This window comes from Bordetella avium, assembly GCF_034424645.1.
GTDB classification, from domain to species: Bacteria; Pseudomonadota; Gammaproteobacteria; order Burkholderiales; family Burkholderiaceae_B; genus Bordetella; species Bordetella avium.
In genome coordinates this window covers 2,596,276-2,619,151 of record NZ_CP139969.1, presented here as the reverse complement: position 1 = coordinate 2,619,151, position 22,876 = coordinate 2,596,276, and the positions used below count along the sequence as shown (strand labels likewise).

Below are 22,876 nucleotides of genomic sequence, written 5' to 3'. Positions count from 1 at the left end.
GTGGTAAGCGACGCTGTTCCCAGGCACTGCCGTGGAGGAGGCGAGTGGTGATCAGGTAGTTGGCGGCCACCATAAAAGGTGGCCGCGAAAACGAGTCACCATGACAGGATTTCAAGAACGAGAAAAAAAATGCTGATCGGCCGATGCCCGATATGGCCTCTGCAAGACAGCACATTATCCAGATGGATCTGGCCAATATTCGCAAGAAAATCTGTTCCGAGGATCTGTTGTTGCGCAGAACTTGGACCGTAAGCGAGGCGCATTTAGGACTAGCGCTATACAAAAACTTCCTTTATTTAAGTAAGAAATACCATCACCGAGATAGGCGGCTCGTTCCTTCTATGGAGATTGATGAGATTTGGCACCATCATATTTTAGATACTAAATCGTATTTTTTTGATTCTGAAAAAATATTCGGTACGTATTTTCATCACGATCCCTACTTTGGTACTCGAGGTGAGGCTGACCAGCAGAACCTCAACGACGCTTTTGCATTCACTCAGAAGCTTCATGTGCTGGAGTTCGGCTACCGGATTCCTGCAATTTGGGGGAAATGCCGTGAGCTACTGGCATGACTTCCGGCGCGACTTTCCCGCTTTTGTACGCAATCGCTTTGTACCCTTTGTCGGTGCGAGCGCCATCTTCGCGCTGGCGGCGCATAAAGATACGCAAGTACTGGCGGCAAGCGCCTATCTGATTGCCACACTGGCCCCGCCCGCGACAATAGCAGTGCTGAGTCTGGCGGCAGCAGGCAATCTTATCGCGGGGCGGGATAGCCAGCGGGTCTGTCGCGCGGTGTTGGGCCTGGCCTTAGGGCTGGCCTTTCTTACTCTGCTTGTCACGGCTGCCCTGACCGTGGTTTGGGCAGCGCGTTTTGAGCGATTGGGCGCCTGGCAGGCCGCCTGGCTTTACCTGCTTGCTGCGGCTTTGCTGGTCGTCAATACCGCCTTACTGAGCCTGCATGAGGCGAGCGGAGCTGCCGTCCAATGCGCCTGGACGCTGCGTCTGGCCTTGTGGCTGGGGCAGTTGCGCGCCATCGGCGACACCTTGCTGCCGCAGGCCATTTACGGTTTGACACTGTTGTTGGGCTGGGGCTTGCTGCTGCATGGTCTGGCCGAAAGCGGCCAGACCGCGGTGGCTGTCTATCTCTTAGGCCACAGCGCTTTGCTGCTGCTTGTTGCGGCAGGATTGAGCTGGCGCTGGCATAGGCTGCAAGGCCTCGCACAGACCCGGCTTAAGCCTGGCGCGCCAACAAGGTAACCACCGTAGCGGCAATGCCTTCTTTGCGCCCCAGATAGCCCAGTCCTTCATTGGTCTTGGCCTTGATGTTGACCAGGTCATGAGCAATGCCTAGATCGGCCGCAATATTGGCGACCATGGCCGGCGCATGCGGGCCGATCTTGGGAGCCTGGGCATGTACCGTGGCGTCCACATTGACTACCTGCCAGCCGGCGGCATCCACTCTTGCCATGGCCTCGCGCAGCAGCACCCGGCTATCCGCGCCTTTAAAGCGCGGATCGGTGTCTGGAAAGTGGCGCCCGATATCACCCAGGCCGGCAGCACCCAGGATGGCGTCCGTGACGGCATGCAGCAGCACATCGGCATCGGAATGGCCGAGCAGGCCGTGGCTGTGCTCGATACGCACGCCGCCGATGATCAGCGGGCGGCCCGTCACCAGGGCGTGGACATCAAAGCCCTGTCCCACGCGAAAAGGAATTGTCATAGCCATTTCTCCATCAATGCAAAATCGTCGGGCCAGGTCACTTTGAAGTTGCGTGCCGAGCCTCCGATCAGGCGAGGTGACAGCCCTTGCGCCTCGATGGCGGAAGCCTCATCGGTTACGGGCAGACCCTGTTCGCGGGCCGTCTGCAAGGCGTGGCGCAGCATGCCTGCACGGAACATCTGAGGGGTCTGCGCCAGCCACAGACCGTCGCGGTCTAGGGTGGCGCGCACGCGCGCCGCGCCGGATTTCACGGTGTCGGCCACCGGCAGGGCCAGCAGGCCGCCGACCGCATCGTCCAGGCAGCCGTCTATCAGGCGTGCAAGCGCATCGGCCGGCAAGCCGGGGCGCGCCGCGTCGTGCACGAGCACCCAGGTCTCGGGGGCTAGCGCCGCATCATCCAGGGCGGCGGCAACGGTATCGGCTCGTGTCGGGCCGCCGCAGGGACGCCACAGGGTGCGAGGCAGTCCGCGCAGGGCCTCGGCGGCCCAATCGTCGCCGGCGCTGACCGCCACGCGCACCTGGCCAATGCGTGCGTCGGCCAGCAGCGCCAGCACGGCCCGGCGCAACATGGGTTGGCCGTTGAGCGTGCGATACTGCTTGGGTACCGCCTCCTGGCCAGGTTGACTGGCGCGGCTGCCTACACCGGCCGCGGGCACAATTGCGATAAGGGGTTCGGACTTCATCAGGAGATTTTATAATTTCCCGGTAATGCCTGACTCATCGACTTCCCTAGCAGTGGACATACAACTTCCCTCGATCGCTTCCACCCTGGCCGCCCTGAAGCCCGGCACGCGCTATGTCCAATCTTGCCCGCCCGGTTCTGGCGATGGCTGGTTGTTGGCCGATCTGGCCCGGCGGGCAGGCAAACCCATTGTTGTGCTGACGGCCGATCCGGTCCATGCACAGCGTTTGGCAGATGAAATTCCCCTGTTTGCGCCCGAATTGCGCGTGCGGCAGTTACCCGATTGGGAGACCCTGCCTTACGATGCATTTTCACCGCACCAGGACTTGATCTCCGAGCGCCTGCATACGCTGCATGCGCTCATGACGCAGTCCGTCGATATCCTCACGGTTCCGGTCACCACGGCTTTGTACCGTCTGCCGCCGCCGTCTTTTCTGGCGGCTTATACCTTTTCGTTCCGCCAGCGCGACAAGCTCGATGAACAGGCCCTGCGCACGCAATTGACGCTGGCCAATTACAACCACGTCACGCAGGTCACGGCGCCCGGCGAGTTCTGCCTGAGGGGCGGGCTCATCGATCTGTTTCCCATGGGCTCCGCCTTGCCTTACCGGCTCGATATGTTCGATGACGAAATCGAGTCTATACGCGCGTTCGACGTCGATACGCAGCGCAGCCTCTATCCCGTCGGTGAGGTGCGTCTGCTGCCCGGGCGCGAGTTTCCCATGGACGAGTCCGCACGCACGCTTTTCCGTGCGCGTTTCCGAGAAGTGTTCGAGGGCGACCCGTCCCGCGCCCTGCCGTATAAAGATATTGGCAATGGCATCGCCTTCGCGGGCGTCGAGTACTACCTGCCCTTGTTTTTTGAACAGACTGCGACGCTGTTCGATTATCTGAATAGTGCCACCCTGACCGTCACGCTGGGCAATATCGATGATGCCATCCAGCGTTTTTCTCAGGATACGGCCAGCCGCTATAGCTTTCTGAAAAGCGGTCGCGAGCGGCCGGTGCTGCCGCCCGAGGCGCTATTTCTGAGCCGTGACGGCCTGTACGAAGGTTTCCGGGGCTTTGCTCGCCTGGCCCTGACGGGCGACTCACCGCACCCCGATTTTCGCGTCGCGCCGGACGTGGCCGTCGCGCGCCGCGCCGATGATCCGGTTGGCAAACTGCGGGCTTTGGTGGGCCGCTCGGGGGCGCGTGTGCTGTTGTGCGCCGATTCGGCCGGGCGGCGCGAAACCTTGTTTCAGATGCTGGCCGAACAGAATCTCGCGCCGGCGGAGCAAACGGACACCATCGGAGCCTTTCTCGCCTCGTCAGCCTCGTTTGGCCTGACCATCGCGCCTATGGCGGCGGGTTTCGGCCTGGCCGAGAACGGCCTGGTTTTTCTTACCGAAAACGATCTTTACCCGGGCAATGGGGGCAGCCGGCGCCGGGGCAAGCGCGCCCAGGAAGGGGCCAGCAATGTCGAGGCCATGGTGCGGGATCTGGCCGAGCTGCGCGAAGGCGATCCCGTCGTTCATGCTCAGCACGGTATCGGCCGTTATCATGGCCTGATCAATATGGACATGGGCGAGGGCGAGATGGAGTTTCTTCATCTGGAATACGCCAGCGGCGCCACGCTCTATGTCCCGGTATCGCAGCTTCATGTGATCGCCCGCTATAGCGGCGCTGATCCCGAGGCTGCGCCTTTGCATCAGCTTGGCTCCGGGCAATGGGACAAGGCCCGCAAGAAGGCCGCCAAACAGGTGCGTGACACGGCTGCCGAACTGTTGGCGTTGTACGCGCAACGCGCGGCGCGTGAAGGCTATGCCTTCAATCTGCCCCTCTCGGATTACGAGTCTTTTGCCGAGGGCTTTGGTTTCGAGGAAACCGTCGATCAATCCGCGGCTATCCAGGCTGTCATCATGGATATGACCTCGGGTAAGCCGATGGATCGCCTGGTCTGCGGCGACGTGGGCTTTGGCAAAACCGAGGTGGCTTTGCGTGCGGCTTTCCTGGCGGTGGCCAATGGCAAACAGGTTGCCTTGCTATGCCCGACCACGCTGTTGGCGGAGCAGCATGCGCAGACCTTTTCCGACCGTTTCGCCGATTGGCCAGTGCGCGTGGTGGAACTGTCGCGCTTTCGCTCCGCCAAAGAAGTGGCCGCAGCCGTCGAGGGCATCAATGATGGCCGCGTGGATATCGTGATCGGCACGCACAAGATTCTCTCCAAAGAGGTGCGCTTCAAGCGTCTGGGGCTGGTCATCATCGATGAGGAGCACCGTTTCGGCGTGCGCCAGAAAGAGGCCTTGAAGGCCTTGCGGGCCGAGGTCGATGTGCTCACCCTGACAGCCACGCCCATCCCGCGCACGCTGGGCATGTCGCTCGAGGGCATACGCGATTTTTCGGTCATCGCCACGGCCCCGCAAAAGCGCCTGGCCATCAAGACCTTTGTGCGGCGCGAGGATGGCAGCACCATACGCGAAGCCTTGTTGCGTGAGCTCAAGCGGGGAGGGCAGGCGTATTTCCTGCATAACGAAGTCGAGACCATCCACAACCGGCGGGCACGTCTCGAAGAGCTGGTGCCCGAGGCTCGCATAGGCGTGGCCCACGGTCAGATGCCAGAGCGCGAGCTAGAGCAGGTGATGAAGGGCTTTTATCAGCAGCGCTATAACGTGCTGTTGTGCACCACTATCATCGAAACCGGTATCGATGTGCCCAGCGCCAATACCATCGTGATTCATCGTGCTGACCGTTTCGGTCTGGCCCAGTTGCATCAGTTGCGCGGCCGCGTGGGCCGCTCTCATCATCAGGCCTATGCCTACTTGCTCACGCCGGGCGAAGATGCAATCACCGCCAACGCCAAAAAGCGGCTGGAGGCCATCCAGGCGATGGAGGAGCTGGGGTCGGGTTTCTATCTGGCCATGCATGACCTTGAAATCCGCGGCACCGGCGAGATCCTGGGCGATTCGCAATCTGGCAATATCCAGGAGGTCGGTTTCTCGATGTACAACGAGATGCTGAGCGAAGCCGTGCGCGCTCTCAAGTCGGGTGAAGAGCCTGATCTGGATGCGCCCTTTAACCTGGCTTGCGAAGTCAATCTGCATGCACCAGCGTTGCTGCCATCGGATTACTGCCCCGATGTTCACGGCCGTCTGGCCATCTATAAACGCCTGTCGCATGCCCAGGATGAGGACGATCTGATCCGTATCCAGGAAGAGCTCATCGACCGATTCGGCAAACTGCCCGAGGCAGCCCAGACTTTGCTCATGACTCACCGCTTGCGCCTGATGGGCGAGCCGCTAGGTATCGTCAAGATCGATGTCAGCGAAGCTCAGGCTTTGCTGCAATTCGGCGCCAAGGCGGCGGTGGACCCCCTGCGCATCATCGAACTGGTGCAAAAGCAGCGTCACATCAAGCTGTCGGGCCAGGATAAGCTGCGTATCGAAATCACTGCGCCGCAGACCAGCGCACGCTTTGACGCGGTGCGTGCCGTGCTGCGCGCCTTAAAATAATCGGCTACCTTTTTTTCGCCTATCCATGAGCACCAATCTCATCATTCAATCGCCGGGCCTGACCGCCCACCATGCCGAACAACTGGCTGCCCTGGCGCAGGCCGATGGCATCGCCCGCATCAGCGCCACCGCTGCGCGTTTGCTCAACGTCGAGGATGACGAGGCCACGCGCGCCGAGGTGCGTAAGTGGGCCGAGGGGCATGCGGTCGATGCCGCGTTCGTGCCGGCGGGTCTGGCTCTGTCGAGCTGCAAGGTGTTGGCGATGGATATGGACTCCACGCTCATCAATATCGAGTGCATCGATGAGATTGCGGCTTGCGCCGGTATCGGTGAGCAGGTGGCTCAGATTACCGAAGCCGCCATGCGCGGCGAAATCAAAGACTTCTCCGAAAGCCTGCGTCGCCGGGTCGCCCTGTTGCAGGGCACGCCGGCAAGCGTGCTCGAGCGCGTCTATGAAGAACGCTTGTGCCTCAATCCTGGCGCCGAACAACTATTGGCCTGCGCACAGGCGGCTGGCATCAAGACCCTGTTGGTTTCGGGGGGCTTTACGTTTTTCACCGAGCGTTTGCGCAAGCGTCTCAAGCTCGATAGCGCCTACGCCAATACGCTGGAAATAGATGCTGATGGCAAATTGACCGGCCAGGTATTGGGCGACATTCTCGACGGCGCGGCCAAGGCCCGCCACCTCGAGGCCTTCACCGCCGCGCATGGCGCGACCGTGGAACAGACCATCGCTCTGGGAGACGGGGCCAACGATTTGCTGATGTTGGCGCGCGCGCGTTTTGCGGTCGCCTATCATGCCAAACCGATCGTTCGTCAACAGACCGCCTATGCGCTCAACGTCAGTGGCCTGGACGGCGTTTTGAACTGGTTCGAGCGCTGAGCCGGCCACAGATAAAAAAAGCAAGCGGCGTATCGCCGCTTGCTCGAGCGTGAAGGCCCTGATTGGGCCTGTGCTTACTTGCCTTGCGCGGCGAGGGCCAGCGCAGCGGCATTCACGACCGAAGCGATGCGGCCGGCGTCGCGCAGTTGCTCCGTCGTCAGGCCGTCCTTCTTGAGATTTTCGTAGTGCGACTGCACGCAGAAGTGGCATTTGCCGACAATCGATGCCACCAGCGCGAACAGTTCGAAGCGTTTTTTGTCTACGCCGCCATGTGTCGCATAGGCGTTCATGCGCAGTTGCGCCGGCAGGCTCTTGAGTTGGGCGTCACCGGTCATTTCTACGTAGGGATACCAGGTGTTGTTCATCCCCATGAGCGCGGCAGCGGTCAACGCGGCGTTGGCGTCAGTTTCCGGCAGCGCGCCCTGAAAGGCCTTGATCAGGAATGCATTGCCCGACGCGTAGGCCGCAGCCAGCGCCGCGCCCAGTGCATCTTCCTGGGGCAGGGTGGAACGCGCAATGACGCTATCCAGATTCAGGCGGATGTCTTTGGCCCAATCCGGCAACTGCTCTTTGATCGAAGAAAGGAATTCCATAGTTTTTACCTATATTCTGGGTGAAGAAAAGGCCCGGACGAGCCGGGCCCCTGGAACATTACAGCGTATCGCCACCGACCGTGCGGTTGCACGGGCAGAGTTCGTCCGTTTGCAGACCGTCCAGCAGACGCAGCACTTCTTCAGGGTTGCGGCCGACGTTCAGGTTGTTCACCGAAACGTGCTGAATGGTGTTGTCCGGGTCGACGATGAAGGTGGCGCGCAGCGCAACGCCAGCACCCTTTTCACGCACGCCCAGTTGGTCGATCAGGGCGCCGGTGGTGTCGCCGAACTGATAGTGACCCAGCTTGTTGAGGTCCGGGTGCTCACGGCGCCAGGCCAGCTTGACGAATTCGTTGTCGCTCGAACCGCCCAGCAGAACGGCGTCGCGATCTTCGAAGTCCTTGGCCAGCTTGTTGAAACCGACGATTTCGGTCGGGCACACGAAGGTGAAGTCCTTCGGGTAGAAATAGATGACTTTCCACTTGCCGGGGAACGAGCTTTCGGTGATTTCTTCGAACGCCGAAACGCCGTTTTCTTCGTGGTGGTTAAAGCCGGGCTTGACGCCGGTGACCTTGAAAGACTCGAGTTTGTCGCCAACAGTTTTCATGTGCTGCTCCCAGTAAGTTGTTGGTGGAGGTGAGACCGAAGCCTCAAACCACTAATTCTACGCTATTGATTTTCCGTGTCTAATTGATAATTCCTAAACTTGACTTTGGGTAACTCTATCCTGGCAATGAGCCCGCCGCCGTGCCGGGGCAGCATTTTGAGTGAGCCGCCGACGTGTTTGAGCAGGCGTTCGACAATTGCCAGACCGAGCCCCGCGCCGCTGACGCCAGTCCGGGCAGCCTCGCCCCGCGAAAATGGGCGTAACAGGCGTTCCACCTCTTCGGGTGCGATGCCCGGGCCGCGATCCGATACTTCGATGGCCAGCATATTGCCTTCCGATTGCACGGTCATGACGAGATGCGCCATGCCGTCGGTCGAGCGGCCGTAGCGGCGCGCGTTTTCGATCAGGTTGCCGACGATGCGCTTCAGATCCAATGCCGTGATGCGGGCGCGCAGACCCGGTTCGATGCGGGCTTCCAGCTCTCCGCCGAGCGAGGCGGTATGGCTGCGCTCTCTTTCATACAGTTCTGACAGGACGGAGGAGATGTCCGTCGCCAGTTGGGGCAGTGTGCCCGCTGGCCTTGCGTACTCCATCAGTTGCCCGATGCTGTGATCGATCTGGCCCAGGTCATCGTCAATGGCTTGGCGTGCGTCTTCAGTCACGCCGCTCATTTCGATTTCCAGACGCATACGCGCCAGAGGGGTGCGCAAATCGTGTGATATGCCCGCCAGCATCAACTCCCGGTCAGCCTCGGCCTGGCGCAGGTCTTTCGCCATGCGGTTGAAGGAGGCGTTTAGGTCGCGGATCTCCCGCGGGCCCTGTTCGGGCAGCGGCGCCGGGGTTTCGCCGCGCGACAGCACCTGCGCTGCGCGCGCCAGCCTCGATAGCGGCCGGTTGACGAAGCCCACACTGACCGCCGCGCCTACCAGAGAGAGCAGCAAAGCGGTGGCGCCCCAGCCCAGCCATTCGATGCCGCCCGTCAGGCCGATCTGCTCGCGCTCGAAAACCAGCCAGTACAAATCCTGGTCGATGCGGAAACTCACCCAGAAACCCGGCACCTGGTTTACGCTCCAGGCGATCTGTGTCTCTGCGCCGAAGCGGCTGCGGATGTGCTGCGCCACCCGTTGCCAGTAGTCGTCATCGGGCAGGGGTTGGGTGAAATCCGTGATTTCTCGCGGATAGACCTGAATGCCTTCGTTGGTGGCAAGGTCGAGCAGCAGTTTGCTGCGCTCGTCGGCCTGGGAGTAGATCAGCGCGGTGCGGGTGATATTGACTGCCGTAATGACGCGTTGCGCCATCTGGTTAGCCCGTGGCCCCAGCTCCATACTGAAAAAGACTTGCAGCCAGGCCACCAGGCTTACGAGCATGAGCGCGGCCAAGAGCAAAAAGGTGCGCCCGAACAAGCCGAGGCGCAACCCCGAGGTGAGCTGCTTCAGGTTTTTTCTCAGATGGGGCACCAGGCCTTGCTCCTGCCTAGTGCGGTCTGCTGAATCAGTTGCCGCCATCCGGTACGAAGACATAGCCCAGGCCCCATACGGTCTGGATGAAAACAGGCTTGGACGGGTTGGGTTCGATCAGTTTGCGCAGACGCGAGATCTGCACGTCCAGGCTGCGGTCGAAGGCTTCGTACTCACGGCCGCGAGCCAATTCCATCAGCTTGTCGCGCGAGAGCGGGATTTTGGGATGGCGGGCAAAAACCTTCAGTACCGAAAACTCGCCGGTCGTGATGGGCACTTGCTCGCTGTTGCGCGTCAGGGTGCGGGTCGACAGGTTCAGCACATAGGGGCCAAAGGCGATCGACTCGTTTTCCTGGCTTGGCGCACCCGGGTGCTCTTCGGTGCCGCGGCGGCGCAGGATCGCATTGATGCGGGCCAGCAATTCGCGCGGATTGAAGGGCTTGGAGAGGTAATCATCTGCACCCATTTCAAGGCCGACGATGCGGTCGATTTCCTCGGCCTTTGCTGTCAGCATGATGATGGGCGTGTTGTCGTGGCCGCCACGCAGGCGACGGCAGATCGACAGGCCGTCTTCGCCCGGCAGCATCAGGTCAAGAACCAGCAGGTCAAAGTGCTCGCGCTGCCAGAGTTTGCCCATTTCCTTGGCATCCTCGGCGACGAAGACATTGAACCCTTGTTCCGACAAATAGCGACGCAGAAGATCACGGAGTCGGGGATCATCATCGACGACCAGTATCTTGCGGATGGGGGCGGTGTTTTGCGTGTTCATGGCCCGAAATGTAACAGTGACGAGAAGCACCGACTAGTAGGCGCTCACAAGATATTACACATTGCGCCTTACGGTTGAAATCCCTCTTACAACCCGGATGTTCGGGGCCAATTTCGTACAATTAGCACTATGGATCTAAACCTGCTCGCCTTTGAAACATCTTCCTCTCGCTGCGGCGTGGCTTTGCTCACGCGGCGCGGCGGCGTGGAGCACCTGAATGTTCTTGAACACGAGGGGGCTCAGGAGCACGCCGAGCGGCTGTTGCCGATGGCGCAGCGACTCCTCGACGACGCCGGTCTGCGTCCCGCTGATCTGAGCGCTGTGGCTTTTGGTCAGGGGCCGGGCGGCTTTACCGGGCTGCGCGTGGCTTGCGGTGTCGCCCAGGGCGTGGCCTTGGGATTGGATATTCCTGTGCTGCCTGTGGTGTCGCACATGGCTGTCGCCGAGGCGGCGGGCGCGCTGTACGGCCAGGCGGTGCTGGTTGCGCTGGACGCACGCATGGATGAGGTTTACGCGGCGGTCTATCGCCGCGTGCCCAGCCCAGACGGCCCGGCCTGGGAGGTGTTGTCTCCCCCCTTTCTTATCGCCGCCACAGAGCTGGTTGCCTGGGCCAAGCATCAGATGCCGCTTTGGCGTCTGGATAGCCCGCCGCTGCGGGCGGGCGACGCTTGGGCGGCCTACCCCGAGCTCATGCAGACGCCTGCGGACTGGCCGCTCAGCCCGGCTGAACGGCCCCGGGCTACTGAGGTGGCTAGCTTGGCCGGGCGGGCCGGTGCGCAAGGCGTGGACCCGGAGCTGGCCGCGCCGCTGTACGTGCGCGACAAGGTCGCTTTCACGACAGCGGAGCGAGAAAAAGGGCAGGGTGGCAATCCGCGCGCCGAGCCGGCGCTGGCTGCTGCGGTCGTGGCGGATGTTGCGCCGCCTGCCTCGGACTCGGATTTGATCAGCCTGGACGGTATGACACTCGCAGATCTGCCCGCCGTGGCGGCGCTGGAGGCGCAGGTGCAGGCCTTTCCCTGGACGGAAGGGAATTTCAAGGATGCGCTGGCCGCTGGCTACGACTGCTGCGTGTTGCGGGAGGGCGGGCAGGTAGTGGGTTTTTGCGTGTTGATGCATGCGCCCGATGTCTCGCATATTCTCGTGATCGCGGTCCAGCGCCAGCGTCAGCGCGCGGGCCTGGGCCGGCGTTTGCTGGCCTGGAGCGCTCGGCGCGCCTGGGAGCATGGCGTGCAGGCCTTGTTGCTTGAGGTCAGGCCGTCGAATCAGGCGGCGCTGGCCTTTTATGCCAAGCTGGGCTTTCTGCGTGTGGGCCTGCGCCGGGATTACTATCCTGCCGGTCAGGGCAAGCGCGAGGATGCTTGGGTGATGCAGCAAGCACTGTCCTCGGAAACGGCTGCATGATGGCGGCGCCGCGCGTCAATCCATTACAGCGCCTGTGGCTGCGCGAAATCGGGATCGAAAAAACCTGGTTGCGCGGCCCACCGGAAAGCGCGTCTCAGGCTGGCGAGTCCTCAGGTCTTGCGGCGCCGCCGCCCGCCAGGCCTGCTTCGCCGCGCGTCAGCAATCCCCCCGAGGGCAGGGCAGGCGAAGCCGTCCCGCGCGAGCCTCGGCCGTCCCAGGCTCGGCCCGTGCCCGTCGAGCTTGCGGCGCCGCTTGGCGCCGGCGCCGATACGGCGCGCCGCGTGGCCGATTTCGATCTTGCTCGCCTACAACAGGAGGTGCTTGCGTGCACGGCCTGCGGTTTGTGCCAGGGGCGCAAGCATGCCGTGTTCGGTGATGGGGCTCAGGCCGCGCGCTGGATGGTCGTGGGCGAGGCGCCGGGCGAGCAGGAGGACAGGCGCGGCCTGCCCTTTGTGGGACGTTCGGGGCAGTTGCTCGACGCCATGTTGGCGTCGGTCGGTATGAGCCGCGAGCAGGATGTATTCATTGCCAACGTCATTAAGTGCCGTCCGCCTGGCAATCGCAACCCCAAACCTGAGGAGATTGCCGCTTGCAGCCCCTACCTGATGCGGCAGATCGCCCTGCTTCGTCCCGAGCGCATTCTGGTGCTTGGCCGCTTTGCTGCCCAGACACTGCTGGGCACGGATGCCGCGATCAGCAGCCTGCGCGGACGCCAGCATGTGCTGAAAACCGAAGCGGGGCGTGAGATTCCGGTGGTGGTCAGTTACCACCCGGCTTATCTGCTGCGCAGCCCGGCTGAAAAAGCCCGGGCCTGGCAGGATTTGCAATTGGCCAGGCAGATCGCCTAGACGGTCTGGGCCAAACCTCAATGTGAGGAAGTGTCCAGAGCCTTGCCGTGGCCTTCCTGACCGATCTGCTCATACAGTTCTGGGTGTTTGTTCAGATTGCGCTTGCTCCAGCGCATGAAAATCAACATCAATATCGTCACGATCAGGCCGAAGATGACGATCACGGTGTTGATGGACATGCCCAGCCAGAGCATCAGCGTATAGACCGCGACCATCAGCAGGATGTTGAGCTGCTCGTTGAAATTCTGCACCGCGATGGAATGTCCGGCCGACAGCAGCACGTGACCGCGATGCTGGAGCAGGGCATTCATGGGCACCACGAAAAAGCCGGCCAGCGCGCCCGTCACGAGCAGCAGCAAATAGACGCTCCAGGGCGAGTACACCAGCGGCATGAGCAATACCACCAGCCCCATGCCGGCCCCTACCGGCAGCACGGATAGTGCGCGGCGCAGCGGGATGCGGCCGGCGGCCACCGATCCGATGACGGTGCCTAGCGCCGCCACGCCCATCAAGATGGATGCCTGATCGAGGCGGTAGCCCAGATGGCTGCGGCCCCATTCGATGACGATGAGTTGCAAGGTGGCGCCTGCCCCCCAGAACAGCGTGGTGACTGCCAGGGAAATCTGGCCCAGCTTGTCGTGCCACAGCACCACCACATAGCCCGAAAATACGCGCACCAGCTTGAAGGGGTTGGTTTGCTGCTTCGGGTAGCGGACATGGGTGTCGGGAATCAGCAGGTTGCACAAGGCAGCCAGCAGATAGATAAAGGCGATGACCAGAATGGCGGCTTCGGCGGGGGTGTGGACCAGTTTGCCGACGATATGGGGGTGCAGCAGCACGTGGGAGACGGCGGGAGAAATCAGCGCGCCGCCCAGCACCGTGCCGATGATGATGGACAGCACCGTCAAGCCTTCGATCCAGCTATTGCCCTTGACCAGCATGGCCGGCGGCAGCATCTCGGTGACGATACCGTACTTGGCGGGTGAGTAGGCCGCTGCACCTATGCCAACCAGACCATAGGCGACGCAGACCAGATAGGTCTGGTAATGATCGGGGATGCCCATGCTGGCATAAGAGAACATCAGCAGACAGCCGGCCACTTTCAGCGCATTGGTGACGAACATGACGCGGCCCTTGGGGTAGGAATCCGCGAACGCCCCGACGAAGGCCGCCAGCACCACGTAGGCAAGCGCGAACGACCACTTCATCAAAGGCGCCATCCAGTCAGGACCGTTGAGTTCGAGAATCAAGGCAATCGCCGCTATGAATAGCGCATTGTCTGCCATCGAAGAGAAGGCCTGGGCGGCCATGACCAGATAAAACCCGCGTTTCAAGAATATCCCCGCTGTGTCTGGCCCAGAGGCCGGAACGATTTAATTCAGTGTCAGATTCAATGTGTGAGCGAGTATAGCGTTCAATGTCGCTGATACGCGCGTTGCGGATTCGCCTGCCTGGGCCGGGCTCGGCCGGCAGGGACGCGGCGACCTGGGCTGGGGTATCATACGGCCGTTACCAGACCGGCCGAAGAGGCCGGTTTGCCAATCTGTGCGGCAGGTCCGTTCAACGCCCCTCGTTCAACCTACCCGGTCCGTCATCCAACAGTGCGCCTCACCCAACTCAAACTCGCTGGTTTCAAGTCTTTTGTTGACCCGACCGTCATTCCCGTGCCAAGTCAGTTGGTGGGTGTGGTGGGTCCGAATGGCTGCGGCAAATCCAATATCATCGATGCGGTGCGCTGGGTGCTGGGCGAAGCCAAGGCCTCCGAGCTGCGCGGCGAGTCGATGCAAGATGTCATTTTCAACGGTTCGGGCAATCGCAAGCCGGCGGCCCGGGCTTCCGTTGAAATGGTGTTCGACAATAGCGAAGGCCGCGCCGCCGGCCAGTGGAGCACCTACGCCGAAATCGCGGTGCGGCGCGTTCTGACCCGTGACGGCACCAGCAGTTATTTCGTCAATAATCAGCAGGTCCGGCGCCGCGATATCCACGATATTTTTCTGGGCACGGGCCTTGGCGCGCGCGGCTACGCCATCATCGGTCAGGGCATGATCAACCGCCTGATCGAAGCCCGCCCGGAAGAGCTGCGGGTTTTTCTCGAAGAGGCCGCTGGCGTGTCGCGCTATAAAGAGCGCCGCCGCGAAACCGAAAACCGCCTTTCCGACACCCGCGAGAACCTGACCCGCGTCGAAGATATTTTGCGCGAGCTGAGCAGTCAGCTCGAAAAGCTTGAGGCGCAGGCCGAGGTGGCCCGCCAGTATCGTGACCTGCAGGCCGATGGCGAGAAAAAGCAATTCGCGCTCTGGTTTTTGAAAGAAAGCGGCGCGCGCGAAGAGCGTGAGCGCAAAAACCAGGAAATAGCCCAGGCCCAGAACAATCTGGAAGCCGCCATCGCGCAATTGCGTGCGGGCGAGGCCGCCCTGGAATCGCGGCGGCAGGCGCATTACGCCGCCAGCGATGCCGTGCATCAGGCCCAGGGCCAGCTCTATGAGGCCAATGCCCAGGTCAGCCGGCTTGAAGCCGAAATCCGTCATGTGGTGGATTCGCGCAACCGCCTGCAAACCCGCCGTGACCAGCTCAACGCCCAGATCGAAGAGTGGGTGGCCCAGCAGGAGCATTGCACTGAGCAGATCGCCGCGGCCGAGGAAGATCTGGCCACGGGCGCAGCCCGCAGCGAAGAGGCTCGGGCCGCCGCCGAAGACGCGCAGGCCGGCTTGCCGGCTATTGAGGCGAGGGTGCGCGACGCCGCTGCCGGCCGCGACGAGATGCGAAGCGCTTTGGCGCGTGTGGAACAGAACCTGGCTCTGGTGGCGCAGACGCAGCGCGATGCCGACCGTCAATTGCAGGCCCTGGAGCAGCGCCGCGAGCGTCTGCAACAGGAAATGCGCGAACTGCATACGCCTGATCTGACCCGCCTGGAGCAACTGGCTGGCGACCGTTTCGCCGGCGAAGAGCAGCTCGAGGCCGCTCAGCATGAGCTGAGCACGCTCGAAGAGCGGCTGCCCGAAGCGGACGCCGAGCGTGGCCGAGCCCAGGGGCTGGCCCATCAAGAGGCCCAAAACCTTGCCCGCCTGGAAGCGCGGCTGGCCGCGCTGGTCAAGTTGCAGGAAGACGTGCAGAAGCAGGGGGCGCTGGAGCCCTGGCTGGCCAAGCATGAACTCGCCGGTCTGGGCCGCCTGTGGCAGAAACTGCATATCGAGCCTGGTTGGGAGGCCGCGCTCGAGGCCGTGCTGCGTGAGCGCATGGCCGCGCTGGAAGTCCGCAACCTGGACTGGACCCGTGCCTTTGCCTCGGATGCGCCGCCCGCCCGCCTGGCCTTCTACCAGACCCCGCCCGCGGCGCCTGCACCGCTCAACGAACCCGGCTTCAGCCCCCTGACCAGTCTGTTGCGGGTGACCGCCCCCGATTTACGCGCGCTGCTCAATGATTGGTTGCGGGCTGTCTACGTCGCCGACGATTTTGCCCAGGCCTTGGGCGCCCGTGCGACCCTGCCTGCTGGTGCGGTCTTTGTTGTCAAGGCCGGCCACCTCATCGATGCGCATGGTGTGCGTTTCTATGCCCCTGACTCCGAGCAGGCCGGCATGTTGGCCCGGCAGCAGGAAATCGAGAATCTGCAGCGTGAAATCAAAGCGCAGCAGCTTATCGCGGACCAAGCGCGTGCTGCAGTGGCGCGTGCCGAGGCCGCCTGGCAGCAGGCCTCGCAGGCGCTGGTTCCGGCGCGTCAGCGGGTCGCCGAACTCACACGCCGCCTGCACGATGTGCAGCTTGAGCACTCTCGCCTGCAACAACAGGCTGAGCAATCGGGCGAGCGCGCCAAGCGCTTGCGCGAAGATCTGCAGGAGTTGTCGGCCCAGGAAGAAGACCTGCGCGCCACTCGCGAAGAGGCCGAGGCGCGTTTCGAAGCCCTGGATCTGGAACTGGCCGAGCATCAGGGCCGTTTCGCGGATGCCGAAATGGACGGCGAAACCCTGGCCGCTGCCGCCGATGCCGCCCGCGCACGATTACGCGAACTGGAGCGCGCCGCCCAGGAGGCCGAGTTCGCTGAGCGCGCTACCCAGGTGCGCATCACGGATTTGCAACGCAATCGTCAGTTGGCGCTTGATCAAAGCCAGCGTGCCGCCGCCGAGTTACAGCAGTTGGAAGTCGAACTGACCGAGCTGGACGCATCGGCCACCCAGGCCGGCTTGCAGGATGCGCTGGAGCAGCGCGTCGAGCGAGAAGAGGCGCTTGCGCGGGCGCGCCTGGAGATGGACAACCTGGCCGCCTTGTTGCGGGGCGCCGATGAAGACCGCGCGCAGCAAGAGCGCCTGCTTGAACCCTTGCGTGCCCGCATCATGGAATTGCAGTTGCAGGAGCAGGCCGCGCGGCTGGCTGAAGAGCAGTTCACGGAACAGCTCAATGCCCGCGAAGTGGATCGCCAGGCCCTGGCCCAGGAGTTGGCGGCCATGCCCGAAACCTGGCATCGCGCCACTTGGTTGCAGTCTGAAGTTGGCCGTATCTCGCGGCAGATTGACGCGCTGGGCTCGGTTAACCTGGCGGCACTGGATGAGCTCAGTACTTCGCGAGAGCGCAAGACCTTCCTCGATTCGCAGCAGCAGGATTTGATGATGGCGATGGAAACGCTCGAAGACGCGATCCGCAAGATCGACCGTGAAACCCGCGAGTTGCTGCAAGAGACCTTCAATACCGTGAATGGCCATTTTGGCGAGCTCTTCCCCAAGTTGTTCGGGGGCGGCGAAGCCAAGCTCTCCATGACGGGCGATGAAATTCTGGATGCGGGTGTTCAGGTCATGGCGCAGCCGCCGGGCAAGCGCAACAGCACCATTCATCTGTTGTCGGGCGGTGAAAAGGCCTTGACCGCCACGGCGCTGGTGTTTGCCCTGTTCAAACTCAACCCCGCCCCGTTCTGCTTGCTGGACGAAGTGGACGCGCCGCTGGATGATGCGAATACCGAACGTTATGCCAATCTCGTCAGCAGCATGAGCGCGCAGACGCAATTCCTTTTTATCTCGCACAACAAGATCGCAATGCAGATGGCCAAGCAACTCGTCGGCGTTACCATGCAAGAGCAAGGGGTTTCGCGTATCGTTGCCGTAGATATTGACTCGGCCGTCCAAATGGCCGCCGAAGCCGCATAACCACCTCTATCTTGAAGGGCGCCTTGCCGGCGCGGGATTTTTACATGAGTGATTTGCAGATTGGGCTGATCGCCCTGGGCATACTGCTGATACTGCTGGTATTGGGTTTCAACTGGTGGCAGGATCGCCGTGTGCGCCGTCGCATGCAGGAGCATTTTCCTGCCACTGAGCAAGATCCTTTACTGGGTGCCGGAGATCAGGCTGCGGCAACGCTTGCCGCCAAACAGCGCCGCGAGCCAGGCATGGGCCCGCCGCCCGTCGCGCCCAACCCCGAGGCCGACGACAGCGAGGAGCCCGATCCCGCTGTCGAAGTCGTGATCGAGATCCACTTTGCAGAGCCCGTCCGGGGCGCCGATCTGCTGCCTTATGTGCAATCTCTGCGCCAGATCGGCAAGAAGCCCTTGCGCGTGTTCGCCAGCACGGATCGTGGCCGCCATCGCAGCCGTATCGACGCCGATGATTCCTATAGCGCTTTGCAGCTTGCTGTGCTGTTGGCCAACCGTAGCGGTCCCCTGAGCGCGATCGAGTGGTCGCAAGCCTGGGCGCGCGCCCAGGACCTGGCTGACCGTTTCGAAGGCAGCATCGAGGGTCCGGATCAACAGGTGGTGCTGGAGCAGGCGGCTAGGCTGGACGATACCTGCGCCGCGCTGGATACGCAGGTGGGCCTGACGCTCTTGCTGGGCGGCGCGCAACCTGCGGCGGAAGTGCTGGATGTGGCCCGCAGCCTCGGCTTTTCGCCCGAGGGCTCGCGCCTGGCCTGGTTGGCTGACAACGGCGCCGTGCGTTTCACGCTGGCGCGTGGCGATGGCGCGCCCTTTGATGCCGGCACGGGGGGGGTCGAGCGGCTCTATCTCTTGCTGGATGTGCCCTGCAGTCCACCTGATCCGCACGCTTTTGGCCGCATGGTTGAAGTGGGTCGTGATCTGGCTGCGCGGCTGCGTGCCGAGTTGGTCGATGATCAGTGCCGAGTGCTGGCCGAAGGGGCTGAAAACGTGATTGATGAGCGGCTGCAAGTGCTGTTCGATCAGCTTGAGCAGGCGGGTTTGCCGGCTGGCAGCGAGCGGGCTCAGCGGGTGTTTGCCTGATGTCTGCTTTCGAACAGGCGGCCCGAGAACAGGCCGCTCGGCTGCGGGCTGAAATTGCGCAGCACAATATTCGTTATTACGTGTATGACGAACCCAGCATCACAGACGCCGACTATGACGCGCTGATGCGCGAGTTGATGGCTCTGGAGGCGCAGCACCCCGAGCTGGTCACGCCCGATTCGCCCACGCAGCGTGTCGGCGCGGCGCCTCTGGCCGAGTTTGGCAGCGTGCGTCATGCCGTGCCCATGTTGTCTTTGGGTAATGGATTCGAAGACGAAGACGTTCTGGCTTTCGATAAGCGGGTCAGCGACACCTTGCGTGAGGCCGGTCTGCTCGGTCCAGCCGAGCAGGCGCACTATTTCTGTGAGCTCAAGCTCGACGGTCTGGCTATCAGTTTGCGCTACGAAAACGGCGAGCTGGTACAGGCTGCGACGCGCGGCGATGGCCAGGAAGGTGAGGATGTCACGGCCAATATTCGCACCATCAGGGCGATCCCTCTCCAGTTGCGGGCTGGCGCACCTGCTGTGCTCGAGGTGCGCGGCGAAGTGCTGATGAACCGTGCCGACTTCGAGAAGCTCAATCAAAAACAAGCGGCGCGTGGCGAAAAAATTTTCGTCAACCCGCGTAATGCGGCGGCCGGCAGTCTGCGTCAGCTCGACCCGCGCGTCACGGCCCAGCGCCCTCTGCGCTTTTTTGCTTACAGCTGGGGAGAGGTGCAGGGTTTGTCGCGTGATGACGCGCCGGCCTTTGACGAAGCCTCGCCCGGCCTGGTTTCTACCTTGCCGCGCGATACGCATGGCGGGATGCTGGATTGGTTGGCCGGGCTGGGTTTGCCGGTCAACGTGCGCTTTAATCACAAGGCTCAGGGAGCTGAAGGCCTGTTGGCCTTCTATCGCCGTATCGGCGCCGAGCGGGGCAGTCTGCCCTACGATATCGACGGCCTGGTCTACAAGGTGGATGCCTTGGCCGCGCAGCGTGTGCTTGGCTATGTCGCCCGCGCGCCGCGCTGGGCGTTGGCGCACAAGTTTCCCGCCGAAGAAGCCACGACGGAATTGCTGGATATTGAAGTGCAGGTCGGCCGCACCGGCGCTATCACGCCGGTCGCCCGGCTTAAGCCCGTGTTTGTGGGCGGTGTGACGGTCACCAACGCAACCTTGCACAATGAAGATGAAATCCGCCGCAAAGATGTGCGCATCGGTGATCGGGTCATTGTGCGCCGCGCTGGCGATGTGATTCCCGAGGTTGTGGGCCCCGTGTTGGAAAAGCGCTCGGGCGAGCTGCCGCAATTCGTCATGCCGACCCATTGTCCGATCTGCGGGTCGGCTATCGAACGTCTCGTAGACGAAGCCATTGCCCGTTGTACCGGCGGCCTGTTCTGCCCGGCGCAGCGTAAGCAAACGCTGCTGCATGCCGCCGGACGCAAAGCGCTGGACATCGAAGGGCTGGGTGAAAAACTCGTCGAGCAGTTGGTGGACAACGGCAGCCTAAAGACCTTGGCTGATGTCTTCCGCCTCAATGCCTTTGAACTTGCCGCGCTGGATCGAATGGGCAAAAAATCCGCTGACAATCTTGTCGCGGCCATTGACCAGGCGCGCCGTCCCTCGCTGGGCCGTTTGCTGTTCGCGCTGGGCATCCGTCATGTGGGTGAAACCACCGCGCGTGACGTGGCACGGCATTTCGGCAATATCGACGCCATCATGGATGCCGATGAAGCCGCCTTGCTGGCCGTGCCTGATGTGGGTCCGGTGGTGGCGGGCTCCATTCATCGCTTCTTTCAGGAGGCGCATAACCGTGAGGTGATACGCGAACTGGAAAAGCAGGGCGTGCATCCTCAGGCTGAGGCGCAGCTTCAAAGTGGCGATCTGGCTGGCAAAACCTTCGTCTTGACGGGCACCATGCCCACCTGGAGCCGCGACGAAGCCACGCGCCACATCCTGGCTGCGGGGGGCAAGGTCAGCGGCTCTGTGTCCAAGAAAACCGCTTACGTGGTGGCCGGCGAGGAGGCGGGCAGCAAGCTTGTCAAGGCAAGGGAACTGGGCGTGACCATTCTGGACGAGGACGGCCTTAAGGCCTTGCTGGGCCAGTAAACGGTCATCTAGCAAAAAAAACGCCAGTCGTGAGACTGGCGTTTTTTGCTGCCAAGCGCTTATTGCACCTTGGCTTTTTCACGCAGTTCTTTCTGGAAAGCGTTCAGCTTTTGCTGGCGCATCATTTCTTCCAGTTGGGAGCGGACTTGGTCGAGCGGCGGGAATTCCACAGCACGGGCGTCCTTTTCCTGGATGATGTGCCAGCCGAACTGGGTTTGCACCGGCTTGTCGGCGATCTCACCCTTCTTCAGTTTGGTGATCGCATCAGCGAAGGGCGGCACGTAGTTGCTTGCGGGCGCCCAGCCCAGATCGCCACCGCGCTCGGCGCTGCCGGGGTCCTTGGAGTACTTCTTGGCGGCGTCTTCGAACTTCAGCTTGCCGCTCTTGATTTGTGCCAGCAGATCGTTGGCGGTCTTTTCGTCTTCAACCAGGATGTGGCGAACATCATATTCCTGCTTGCCGGCCTGTTCTTTCTTGATTTTTTCGTACTCGGCCTTGACCTCGGCATCGGTGACCGGGTGCTTTTTCAGGTAATCGGCCATCAGGGCGCGAACCAAGATGCCCTGGCGGGCCAGTTCGATTTCGGTCTGGGTGTCGGCCTGCTTGGCGATGCCTTGCTTTTCAGCCGCTTGCACGAAAACCTGGCGATTGATCATTTCCTGCTTGACCTGATCGCGCAGCTGGGGCGAATCCGTGGCGCCTTGGGTGACGAGCAGTTTGACGAAATCGTCAACGCTTTTCTGCGAGATGGCCTTGCCGTTCACGGTGGCCACATTTTGTGCGTAAACCGGTACGGCGACCGCGCAAGCGGCAGCCAACATAAGCATGCGTTTCATGGATGAGCTTCCTATTCGAAGTTTTAATGGGGGGAGCGCTTATCGCGGAGTTTGCGTATCCAAGGCAAGCGCATGTATCGGGAAGGGAATGAGGTCTTGCAAATAATGATATACCAAGCGATGGCGGGCAACAGGCGTTAAGCCCTTGAAGCTCTCCGAGACAATCAGAACACGATAATGCCCTGCGCCACCCTCGGCGCCAGCATGACCAGCATGCAAATAGGACTCGTCTAATATATCCAACTGGCTTGGGGCCAGTGGAGCGAGGCGTTCTCGGATGAGTGCAATACGGTCTGGAGTGTGTGTCATCTCAATCAGGGTGTTTGTCTTTGCCGGGTTCCTGCATATGCCGGCCCAGCCAGAGGGATTGCACGATAACGAAGGCGATCAAGAGGCCCATCAGGCCGAAAACCTTGAAATTCACCCATTGTGATTCGGTGAAGTAGCCCGAGAAGGCCACGTAGAGATTGGCGCCGCCGGCCAGGGTGAAGAACAGTGCCCAGGACAGATTGAGCTTGTCCCAGAGCGCATCAGTCAAACTGATCTGTTTGTCGAGCAGGCGGCGAATGAGGTTGCGGCGCAACAGATAGCGGCTGGCCAGCAATGCGCCGCCGAACATCCAATACAGAACCGTCGGCTTCCATTTGATGAAAACATCGCTATGAAGCCAGAGCGTGGCGCCGCCAAAAATGACGATCACCGACATATTGATCCAATGCATGCCCTCGATGGCCTTGCCCGTCAGCTTGAGCCAGATGAGCTGTGCGATGGAGGCCGTGATGGCGACGGCGGTGGCGGCGTAAATATCGGCGAAGCGATAGGCAGCGAAAAAAAGAATCAGGGGGAAGAGGTCGAACAGGAACTTCTTCATGCGTCGGGCTCGAACTTCAGGGACAACGAGTTGATGCAGTAGCGCAGGCCAGTCGGCTCAGGCCCGTCGGGGAATACATGGCCCAGGTGCGAATCGCAGATATTGCACAGGACTTCCGTGCGCACCATGCCATGGCTGGTGTCCCTTTCTTCGCGGACGCGCTCAGGATCGATGGGCTCGAAATAGCTGGGCCAGCCGCAGCCTGCGTCGAACTTGGTGTCGGAGGCGAACAGGGGGGTTCCACAACCCACGCAGCGGTAAATGCCGTGAGTAAAGGTATCCCAGTAGCGGCCGGTGAAGGCGCGTTCGGTCCCTTTTTCGCGGGTGACGTGGAACTCCTGGGGGCTCAGTTGAATGCGCCATTCGGCGTCAGTTTTACGTACTTTTTCCATGGCGGTTTGGATCGGCGCA

Annotated in this window: 20 protein-coding genes; 9 read left to right on the top strand and 11 right to left on the bottom strand. The window is 61.7% G+C overall.

Going from position 1 to position 22,876, the window contains the following annotated elements; genetic code table 11:
* The first annotated feature begins 143 nt into the window (after nt 1-143).
* Both U0029_RS12115 and U0029_RS12110 read left to right on the top strand, forming a co-directional pair.
* The gene (locus U0029_RS12115; RefSeq protein WP_114851805.1) at nt 144-575 is read left to right on the top strand and encodes a glycine-rich domain-containing protein; all 432 of its coding nucleotides are present in this window, start codon (nt 144-146) and stop codon (nt 573-575) included.
* The gene (locus U0029_RS12110; RefSeq protein ID WP_114851806.1) at nt 559-1,260 is read left to right on the top strand and encodes a hypothetical protein; all 702 of its coding nucleotides are present in this window, start codon (nt 559-561) and stop codon (nt 1,258-1,260) included. The genes U0029_RS12115 and U0029_RS12110 overlap by 17 nt, the downstream gene beginning before the upstream one ends.
* Here U0029_RS12110 and ispF read toward each other — a convergent pair.
* Both ispF and ispD read right to left on the bottom strand, forming a co-directional pair.
* The gene (ispF, locus tag U0029_RS12105; RefSeq protein WP_012416743.1) at nt 1,235-1,723 is read right to left on the bottom strand and encodes a 2-C-methyl-D-erythritol 2,4-cyclodiphosphate synthase; all 489 of its coding nucleotides are present in this window, start codon (nt 1,721-1,723) and stop codon (nt 1,235-1,237) included. The genes U0029_RS12110 and ispF overlap by 26 nt on opposite strands.
* Complete coding sequence (ispD, locus tag U0029_RS12100; RefSeq protein WP_012416744.1) at nt 1,720-2,406, bottom strand: 2-C-methyl-D-erythritol 4-phosphate cytidylyltransferase; 687 nt, start codon at nt 2,404-2,406, stop codon at nt 1,720-1,722. Before ispD ends, ispF begins: the two co-directional genes overlap by 4 nt.
* Before the next feature lie 25 nt (nt 2,407-2,431).
* On the opposite strand from ispD, the gene mfd reads away from it, so the two are divergent.
* Both mfd and serB read left to right on the top strand, forming a co-directional pair.
* On the top strand, nt 2,432-5,896 hold the full coding sequence (mfd, locus tag U0029_RS12095) for a transcription-repair coupling factor (RefSeq protein WP_114851807.1): 3,465 nt from the start codon (nt 2,432-2,434) through the stop codon (nt 5,894-5,896).
* Nucleotides 5,897-5,921: 25 nt separating this feature from the next.
* Nucleotides 5,922-6,779, top strand: a complete 858-nt coding sequence (gene serB, locus U0029_RS12090) for a phosphoserine phosphatase SerB (protein ID WP_114851808.1) — start codon at nt 5,922-5,924, stop codon at nt 6,777-6,779.
* Nucleotides 6,780-6,853: 74 nt separating this feature from the next.
* Here the strand turns inward: serB and U0029_RS12085 are convergent, their stop codons facing one another.
* The 4 genes from U0029_RS12085 to risA all read right to left on the bottom strand — a co-directional run bounded on the left by U0029_RS12085 (nt 6,854) and on the right by risA (nt 10,205).
* Nucleotides 6,854-7,372 carry a carboxymuconolactone decarboxylase family protein gene (locus U0029_RS12085; RefSeq protein ID WP_012416747.1) on the bottom strand — a complete coding sequence of 173 codons (519 nt, stop codon included), beginning with the start codon at nt 7,370-7,372 and terminating at the stop codon, nt 6,854-6,856.
* Between the two features lie 58 nt (nt 7,373-7,430).
* The gene (locus U0029_RS12080) at nt 7,431-7,979 is read right to left on the bottom strand and encodes a peroxiredoxin (RefSeq protein ID WP_012416748.1); all 549 of its coding nucleotides are present in this window, start codon (nt 7,977-7,979) and stop codon (nt 7,431-7,433) included.
* A 62-nt stretch (nt 7,980-8,041) separates the two neighbouring features.
* The gene (risS, locus tag U0029_RS12075) at nt 8,042-9,436 is read right to left on the bottom strand and encodes a sensor histidine kinase RisS (protein ID WP_162790333.1); all 1,395 of its coding nucleotides are present in this window, start codon (nt 9,434-9,436) and stop codon (nt 8,042-8,044) included.
* 34 nt (nt 9,437-9,470) lie between these two features.
* On the bottom strand, nt 9,471-10,205 hold the full coding sequence (gene risA, locus U0029_RS12070; RefSeq protein WP_012416750.1) for a response regulator transcription factor RisA: 735 nt from the start codon (nt 10,203-10,205) through the stop codon (nt 9,471-9,473).
* A gap of 129 nt (nt 10,206-10,334) precedes the next feature.
* Between risA and tsaB the strand changes: the two genes are divergently transcribed.
* Both tsaB and U0029_RS12060 read left to right on the top strand, forming a co-directional pair.
* Nucleotides 10,335-11,606 (top strand): tRNA (adenosine(37)-N6)-threonylcarbamoyltransferase complex dimerization subunit type 1 TsaB, encoded by a 1,272-nt coding sequence (tsaB, locus tag U0029_RS12065; protein ID WP_114851810.1) that lies wholly within the window; start codon nt 10,335-10,337, stop codon nt 11,604-11,606.
* Nucleotides 11,606-12,454, top strand: a complete 849-nt coding sequence (locus tag U0029_RS12060) for a uracil-DNA glycosylase (protein WP_114851926.1) — start codon at nt 11,606-11,608, stop codon at nt 12,452-12,454. Before tsaB ends, U0029_RS12060 begins: the two co-directional genes overlap by 1 nt.
* A 17-nt stretch (nt 12,455-12,471) precedes the next feature.
* Here U0029_RS12060 and lplT read toward each other — a convergent pair whose 3' ends face one another.
* Nucleotides 12,472-13,788, bottom strand: a complete 1,317-nt coding sequence (gene lplT, locus U0029_RS12055) for a lysophospholipid transporter LplT (RefSeq protein ID WP_114851811.1) — start codon at nt 13,786-13,788, stop codon at nt 12,472-12,474.
* 267 nt (nt 13,789-14,055) lie between these two features.
* On the opposite strand from lplT, the gene smc reads away from it, so the two are divergent.
* Genes smc through ligA form a run of 3 tightly spaced genes read left to right on the top strand, consistent with a single transcriptional unit; the run spans nt 14,056 to nt 20,758 of the window.
* Nucleotides 14,056-17,586 carry a chromosome segregation protein SMC gene (gene smc / locus U0029_RS12050; RefSeq protein WP_162790334.1) on the top strand — a complete coding sequence of 1,177 codons (3,531 nt, stop codon included), beginning with the start codon at nt 14,056-14,058 and terminating at the stop codon, nt 17,584-17,586.
* Nucleotides 17,587-17,630: 44 nt separating this feature from the next.
* A complete protein-coding gene (locus U0029_RS12045; protein WP_012416755.1) occupies nt 17,631-18,671 on the top strand; it encodes a cell division protein ZipA C-terminal FtsZ-binding domain-containing protein in 1,041 nt (346 codons plus the stop codon).
* Entirely contained in the window at nt 18,671-20,758 is a 2,088-nt protein-coding gene (gene ligA / locus U0029_RS12040) for an NAD-dependent DNA ligase LigA (protein WP_114851812.1), read from the top strand. Before U0029_RS12045 ends, ligA begins: the two co-directional genes overlap by 1 nt.
* Before the next feature lie 59 nt (nt 20,759-20,817).
* On the opposite strand, the gene U0029_RS12035 is transcribed toward ligA, so the two are convergent.
* From U0029_RS12035 to msrB, 4 genes are read right to left on the bottom strand one after another with little or no spacing between them, the layout of a single operon-like run.
* Nucleotides 20,818-21,594 (bottom strand): peptidylprolyl isomerase, encoded by a 777-nt coding sequence (locus U0029_RS12035; protein WP_039051624.1) that lies wholly within the window; start codon nt 21,592-21,594, stop codon nt 20,818-20,820.
* 39 nt (nt 21,595-21,633) lie between these two features.
* A complete protein-coding gene (locus U0029_RS12030) occupies nt 21,634-21,903 on the bottom strand; it encodes a BolA family protein (protein ID WP_012416758.1) in 270 nt (89 codons plus the stop codon).
* A gap of 1 nt (nt 21,904) precedes the next feature.
* On the bottom strand, nt 21,905-22,465 hold the full coding sequence (locus U0029_RS12025) for a septation protein A (RefSeq protein ID WP_012416759.1): 561 nt from the start codon (nt 22,463-22,465) through the stop codon (nt 21,905-21,907).
* Nucleotides 22,462-22,857, bottom strand: coding sequence for a peptide-methionine (R)-S-oxide reductase MsrB (gene msrB, locus U0029_RS12020; RefSeq protein ID WP_012416760.1), 396 nt, complete (start codon nt 22,855-22,857; stop codon nt 22,462-22,464). Before msrB ends, U0029_RS12025 begins: the two co-directional genes overlap by 4 nt.
* Nucleotides 22,858-22,876: the final 19 nt, after the last annotated feature.